The following is a 6,838-nucleotide window of genomic DNA, read 5'->3' as shown; positions in this document are numbered from 1 at the left end:
GTCCCGCGTCCCCTATGGAGCGGCCCAGCCGCGGGCCAAAAGAAGCTTCCCGCCATTCCGCGATGAACCTTTTTTGTCTGGTGTTTGCTCGCTTGCACGCAACACGCAACACGCAGCACGCTTGGTCGGTCTGAAGGCGCACAATTCAGTTCAAACATAAAAAACATTGATATCAAAAATCATAAAATAATATTTTTCAATGGCTCTTGTCTTGCCCATCCTTTCGTTCTCTATCGAAGCCGCGCGCGGGTGTGTCCGCGATGTTCGGCGACCTTATTTTAAGAAAAGAGAGCGAGGAGAATGCAGTGAATCTTGGTCGTCTCGTGAGTCGCAGTGCCTGCTATTGGCCTGATGCGATCGCCGCCGCCGACGCTCGTCGGCGGGTCAGCTACCGCCAGCTTGATGAACGCTCCAACCGCCTGGCCAACGCTTTGCTCGGTCTGGGGCTGGATGCCGGTGATCGGGTTGCGATGTACTCGCTCAATCGCAGTGAACTGGTGGAAGTGGAAGTGGCGCTTTACAAGGCGGGCCTGGTGAAAGCGCCTCTGAATGCGCGGCTGTCTCTGGAGGAAGCGTTGCACGTGCTGGCGGACGCGCGTGCGCGCGTGCTGGTGGTGGGTCCGGAGCACGCCCCGGCGGTGCTGGATCAAAGCGTGGATCTGCCCGAAGTGGAGCACATCGTGGTGATCGGCGAGGACAGCGACCGCGGCTACGAGAATCTGCTGGCCAAGGGCGCGCTTCAAGGACCGGACGTGGCCGTGGCGGACGATGCCCCGGCGGTGCTGCATTACACCTCGGGCTCGTCTGGCCGTTTGAAGGCAGCTGTGCAGACGTTCGGTAACCGCATGGCGTTGGTGCGCAAATCCCTGATGCTGCCGGAAGGGCGTTTCAGCCGTAACGAATGCGTGGGCCATGTCGGGCCGGTCACCCATGCGAGCGGCATGCAGATCATGCCGACGCTGGCCACCGGCGGCTGCAACTACCTGATCGACCGCTTCGACATCGAATCCCTGTTCGCCACCGTGGAGCGCGAAAAGCTGACTCGCTTTTTCGCCGTGCCGACCATGCTCTATCGGTTGTTGGACAGCGGCCTGACCGACAAATACGACCTTTCCAGCCTCAGCCGCATCACCTATGGCGCCGCGCCGATGGCGCCGCCGCGCCTGCGTGAGGCGATGGATGTGTTCGGGCCGATTTTTACCCAGGGCTATGGTGCTGGCGAGACCACATCGACGATTTCCATTCTCACCCTCGAGGACCATTTGCGTGCTCTGAAGGGGGATAAGCCCGAGCTGCTCGCTTCCTGTGGGCGTCCCTACGGAGAGTCCGAAGTGATTGTCGCCGACGACGACGGCAACCCGGTGGCCACCGGCGAAGCCGGCGAGATCCTGGTGCGCGGTCCGGATGTGATGCAGGGCTATTGGGGCGCCCCCGATCTGACCGCCGAGGTGATCAGTAACGGCTGGTATCACACTGGCGACGTGGCGCGGCAGGACGAAGAAGGCTTCTTTTTCATCATTGATCGCAAGAAAGACATGATCATTTCCGGTGGTTTCAACATTTACCCCGCTGAGATCGAGAAGGTGCTTTACCAACACGAAAGCGTGGCTGAGTGCTGCGTGGTGGGCGCGCCGGATCAGGAATGGGGCGAAAAGATCATTGCGTTCGTGGTGTGCCGGCCGGATCAGTCAATCACCGAACCCGCATTGATCGACTACTGCGCTCAGCATCTCGCCGGCTTTAAGAAGCCGCGCCATATCCGCTTCGTCGAAGAGCTGCCCAAGAACCCCAACGGTAAGGTGGCCCGGCGGTTGGTGCGTGACACCTTTTGGAAAGGGCAGGACCGGCAAGTGGGCTGAATGGTCAGCCAGACGCTAGCGGAAACCGAACAAGAAAGGAGAAGCGACCATGTTCGAACACTTTAGCGCCAGCGAAAACGGCGAACGCGTGCGTGCCGAAGCCCGCGATTTCATCGAAAGCTATCTCAAGCCATTGGAAGCTGAGCACCAGATCGGCTTTGAGAGTGAGCCGTCCATGGATCTGCTCCGTCAGGTCTGGAAGGCGTCCCGGGAGGCCGGGTTGTACGGTGCTCAACTGCCTGAACAGTTGGGCGGCCGTGGCCTGAGCGTGTACGACCAGTGCCTGCTCAAGGAAGACGTCACCGCGTCCGGGGCGAAGCTGTCCGCGCATGTGCTTGGTGAGCTCGGCGGCCCGGGTCGGGTCGGGCATCTGTTTCATATCGCCACCGAAGGTCAGATGAAAAGTCATCTGATGCCGGTGGTGCGCGCCGAACGCACCGTCTGCTTCGCGCTCACCGAACCGGAGGCGGGGTCCGACGCCAGCCGCCTCACCACCCGCGCGGTGCGCGATGGCGATCACTATGTGCTCAATGGCCTCAAGCGGTTTATTTCCGGTGCGCCTTACGCGGATTTCGCGATTCTGATGGCGGTCACCGACCCCGACGCCGGGCCCCGTGGGGTGACCGCGTTTCTGGTCGATTTCGATCGGCCGGGCGTCACCGTAAGCGCGGATTACACACCGATTTCCGGAAAGAACGTGCACGCGGATATCCGCCTCGAGGACGTGCGCATTCCGGCCACCCAGGTGCTCGGCGAAGAAGGCCAGGGGTTCCGTTTGGGTATGTCGCGGATCACCGTCAATCGTTTGTTGCACTGCCCGACCATGACCGGCCTGGCGATGCAGTCACTGGACGCGGCCGCCCGTTACGCCACCCGGCGTCAACAATTCGGACAGCCGATCGCCGGCTTCCAGGCGATCCAGCACATGCTCGCCGACATGGCCACCGATCTGCACGCGGCGCGTTCAATGATGCTGGATGTGGCCAGGCGCATCGACGCCGGCCAGGACACCCGCGAAGCCTCGGCGATGAGCAAGCTGTTTTGCTCGGAAAAGGCGTTCAACATCGCCGATCGGGCAATCCAGGTGCACGGCGGCGTCGGTCTGATGCAGGGCGCCACCGTTGAGTGGGTGTTCCGCATGCTGCGCATGTACCGGATCGTCACCGGCACCAGTGAGATTCAGCGCAATACCATCGCCAAGGGCTATCTGAAGGGTTACACCGCTGAGGGTTCGCAGGCATGAACGCCCGCTGGCCCCGAGTCGGCGCACCGGGAATCTTCTCGCCGAACTGAATCTGTGAATCGGCCCGGCGGCGCCGTCAAGCCGCCCTTCGTCACCTCGAACCGCTTTCCGTGCGACGTCGTCAGACGCCGCCCCGGGCAAGTTGTGTTCATAAAACCAAGAACGTGAAAAATCTGGAGTTGCACATGAAAACAAAAATCGCCCCGGCGTTGCCGGTACTGCTTGTCGGCTTGATGCCCGCCCTGGCCGGGGCCATTCCGCTGGCTGACGAAAAGCTGGAGATCTACGGCGCCCTGCGTTTGTCCGTGGATTACGCCGATTCCGACCTGGGAAATACGCCTGAAGATCCTTCCCTGGGTCTGGTGGACGGCGGCCACGGCTTGTCCACCAACACTTCGGTGCTGGGCCTGCGCGGGCGCTACACGATGGATGACCGTTACGGCCTGGTGTGGCAGGTGGAACAGAACATCGACCCGGATTCCCCCCGCGATCGCGGCATCGGTAACCGGGACACCTTCGCCGGTTTTGATACCCCGGCGGGTCTGATCCGTTTCGGTATCATGGATACGCCTTATAAGCGCAACGGTATCCGCATGACGCGCTTTACCACCACGGTGGCCGATCCGCAGGCGATCATCGGGCGAGGCGGTGGCGGCAACCCGCGCCTCAGCCTGCGCGCGGAGAACTCGATTCGCTGGGACCGCAAGTTCCTCGACAAGCGGCTGCAGCTGGCCCTGCAGTACGGCGCCGGCCAGCAGGACACCGACGGCGTGACCGACGACAACGACAGCAAGATGTGGAGCGGCGCGGCGATCTGGCGTCAGAGCGGTCTGGTGGCCAGTGTGGCCTACGCCGATTGGTCGGAGTTGTATGCCGGCGGTGATGTGAGTGGCCTGAATGGAGGCCTGAATTATCGCTTTGGAGCGGTCACCGTGGGCGCCATCTTCGACCGCCTTGAGGCCGATGAGGTGGCCTATCTGAAGCGCGATGCCTGGGGCGGCTTCGTGACCTGGGATCTGCGCCGCGATTTCACACTCGGTGCTCAGTGGCTGCACGCCGATGAATCCGACGCTGGCGATGACGAGGCCGACCAATACAGCCTGGTCGGGACCTGGCACGCGGCGCCGGCGTTGGATCTGTACGCCGCCGCCACCACCACCGTGAACCAGGGGCAGGGGCAGTATCGCACCGCCGATTACGCCCATGGTGATCGCATCAACACCGTGGCCGGTGGTGACCCACGGGCGCTGTCGTTGGGGATGGCCTTTAAGTTCTGATCGGAGCGAGGCCGGGCGTTGTGGCGGTGCGTCAGTCGTCCGTCACAACGTCATCAACGCTTTCCCGGGGCGTCACCCGCAGCAATCGGATGGTACGGCCGTCGGCACTGAGCACGGTGAACTGGAAGCGGCCCAGGAGCACCGATTCGTCGCGGTCGGGCAGGCGCCCGAATTTTTGCATCACCAGCCCGCCAATGGTGTCGAACTCTTCGTCACTGAACCCGGTTTTAAAGTGTTCGTTGAACTCGTCGATGGGCGTCAGCGCTTTGACCGTGTAATCGCCGCTTTCCAGATCCTTGATCAGGTAGTCGTCGTCTTCGATGTCGTGCTCGTCTTCGATTTCGCCGACGATCTGTTCCAGCACGTCTTCAATGGTCACCAGGCCGGCGATGCCGCCGTACTCGTTGACCACCAGCGCCATGTGATTCTTGGTGATGCGGAATTCACGCAGCAGTGAATCCAGCCGTTTCGATTCCGGCACCACCATCGCCGAGCGCACATGGTCCTTGATCGCGAAGCGCTCCATGCGCGCCGGCTCCAGAATCAGTGGCAGCAGGTCCTTGGCGAGCAGAATGCCAATCACTTCGTCCGGGTCGTCGCCGAGCACCGGGAAGCGGCTGTGGGCGCATTCGATAATGGTGGGCAGAAAGTCACGCGGGTCGCTGCTGGCGCGGATGCTGACCATTTGCGAGCGGGGAATAAGAATTTCGCGAACCTGCATTTCGCTAACGCCAACAGCGCCTTCGATAATGCCCAGGGTGTCGCCGTCGATGACATCGCTATCGCGCATGGAGCGCATCAGTTCCAGCAGCTCTTCCCGGGTGGCGGGGGTGGAGGAGAAAAACTGGCCGACGCGCTCCAGCCAACTTCGGCTGGTACCGCTATCGGAAAAATCGTCCGACATTAGAGATCAAGCTCCGTGCTCGAGGGTGAAAGGTCATAGGGGTCGGCGTAGCCGTGTTCCGCGAGCGCGCGGATTTCCAGCGATTCCATCAACGCCGCGTCGTCGTCTTCGATGTGATCGTAGCCCAGCAGATGCAGGACACCATGGGTCACCATGTGCGCCCAGTGGGCGTTCAGACTCTTGTTCTGTTCGCTGGCCTCGCGGCGCACCACCGGCGCGCTGATGACGATGTCGCCCAGCAAGGGAGCGATGGCGTCCTGGGGCAGCCCTTCGGGCATATCGAAGGGGAACGAGAGCACGTTGGTGGGTTTGTCCTTGCCGCGATACTGGTGATTGAGCGCCTGGATTTCCTCGTCATCGACGATTCTCAGGGTAATTTCGCCGACCACGCCACCGGCCACTTCGGCGGCGGTGCGGGCCCAGTGGCACAAGTCGCTTTCGTCGGGGGCGTCCGGGGCGTCGGTGGCCCACTGAACGTCAACGTTGGGTGTCGGTATCCCGCTCATATCGGTCGTAGGCCTCTACTATGCGTTGTACCAGCGGGTGGCGGACCACGTCGCGGCTGTCGAACCGGGTGACGCCGATTTTTTCTTCGCCGGCCAGCACTTCCAGGGCGTGCACCAGCCCGGAGCCCTGATGGCGGGGCAGATCCACCTGGGTGACGTCGCCGGTGATCACCGCCTTGGAGCCAAAACCGATGCGGGTCAGGAACATCTTCATCTGCTCCGGCGTGGTGTTCTGCGCCTCATCGAGAATCACGAAGCTGTTGTTCAGGGTGCGGCCGCGCATATAGGCAAGCGGCGCCACCTCGATCACCACGCGCTCCATCAGTTTGGCGACGGTCTCGAAACCGAGCATTTCGTAAAGAGCGTCGTAGAGTGGGCGCAGGTAGGGGTCGATTTTTTCCGCCAGGTCGCCGGGCAGAAAACCCAGTTTCTCGCCGGCTTCCACCGCCGGGCGCACCAGCAGAATACGCTGCACTTCGGCTTTTTCCAGGGCGTCCACGGCGCACGCCACCGCCAGCCAGGTTTTGCCGGTGCCGGCCGGGCCGATGCCGAAGTTGATGTCGAAACGGCGAATGCTCTTTACGTATTCGCGCTGATGGCCGCCGCGCGGTTTTACGCGCGTGCGCTTGGTGCGGATCACCACTTCGTCGCTGGGGAACGCCACCGTGTTGTCGAGCTTGTCGGCGATATCGGATTGCTGCAGATGCAGGTGCACCATCTCCGGGGTGATCTCGTCGCCCTGGCCGGTCTGCTCGTAGAGTTCGCTGAGCACCGTGGACGCGGCTTCCACCGCGTCGGAGCGGCCGGAGAGATGGAACAGGTTGCCGCGATTGCGAATTTCCACGCTCAGGCGCTGGGCGATCTGCTTGATATGCTCATCCAGACGGCCACAAAGATTGGCCAGGCGCCTGGAATCATAGGGCTCGAGACTGACTTTCTGGGAAGCGGTAGGTGTGTCCAAACTGGGTAAGGGAGGCCCCGGGGGCGGTTGAGGAGGTTTTTGCAGCATACCCCGATGCCGGGCCCGGGGAAAGCCGCGATTGGCGGCA

At 62.0% G+C, this 6,838-nt stretch carries 6 protein-coding genes; 3 read left to right on the top strand and 3 right to left on the bottom strand.

Annotated features, from left to right (window positions below):
• Positions 1 to 305 precede the first annotated feature (305 nt).
• From CGS25_RS14890 to CGS25_RS14880, 3 genes are all read left to right on the top strand, one after another.
• Complete coding sequence (locus CGS25_RS14890) at positions 306 to 1,859, top strand: AMP-binding protein (RefSeq protein ID WP_089031213.1); 1,554 nt, start codon at positions 306 to 308, stop codon at positions 1,857 to 1,859.
• Positions 1,860 to 1,908: 49 nt separating this feature from the next.
• On the top strand, positions 1,909 to 3,102 hold the full coding sequence (locus CGS25_RS14885; RefSeq protein WP_089031214.1) for an acyl-CoA dehydrogenase family protein: 1,194 nt from the start codon (positions 1,909 to 1,911) through the stop codon (positions 3,100 to 3,102).
• Between the two features lie 185 nt (positions 3,103 to 3,287).
• Complete coding sequence (locus CGS25_RS14880) at positions 3,288 to 4,379, top strand: porin (RefSeq protein WP_101675946.1); 1,092 nt, start codon at positions 3,288 to 3,290, stop codon at positions 4,377 to 4,379.
• Positions 4,380 to 4,410: 31 nt separating this feature from the next.
• Here CGS25_RS14880 and CGS25_RS14875 read toward each other — a convergent pair whose 3' ends face one another.
• Genes CGS25_RS14875 through CGS25_RS14865 form a run of 3 tightly spaced genes read right to left on the bottom strand, consistent with a single transcriptional unit; the run spans position 4,411 to position 6,750 of the window.
• Complete coding sequence (locus tag CGS25_RS14875; RefSeq protein ID WP_101675945.1) at positions 4,411 to 5,283, bottom strand: HlyC/CorC family transporter; 873 nt, start codon at positions 5,281 to 5,283, stop codon at positions 4,411 to 4,413.
• Positions 5,283 to 5,789, bottom strand: coding sequence for an rRNA maturation RNase YbeY (ybeY, locus tag CGS25_RS14870; RefSeq protein WP_101675944.1), 507 nt, complete (start codon positions 5,787 to 5,789; stop codon positions 5,283 to 5,285). Before ybeY ends, CGS25_RS14875 begins: the two co-directional genes overlap by 1 nt.
• Positions 5,761 to 6,750 carry a PhoH family protein gene (locus CGS25_RS14865; RefSeq protein WP_089031218.1) on the bottom strand — a complete coding sequence of 330 codons (990 nt, stop codon included), beginning with the start codon at positions 6,748 to 6,750 and terminating at the stop codon, positions 5,761 to 5,763. The genes ybeY and CGS25_RS14865 overlap by 29 nt, the downstream gene beginning before the upstream one ends.
• Between the last annotated feature and the right edge of the window lie 88 nt (positions 6,751 to 6,838).

Origin of the sequence: Alloalcanivorax mobilis (genome assembly GCF_002864685.1) — a bacterium.
Taxonomy (GTDB): Bacteria; Pseudomonadota; Gammaproteobacteria; order Pseudomonadales; family Alcanivoracaceae; genus Alloalcanivorax; species Alloalcanivorax mobilis.
This window is presented reverse-complemented; position numbering and strand designations above follow the sequence as displayed.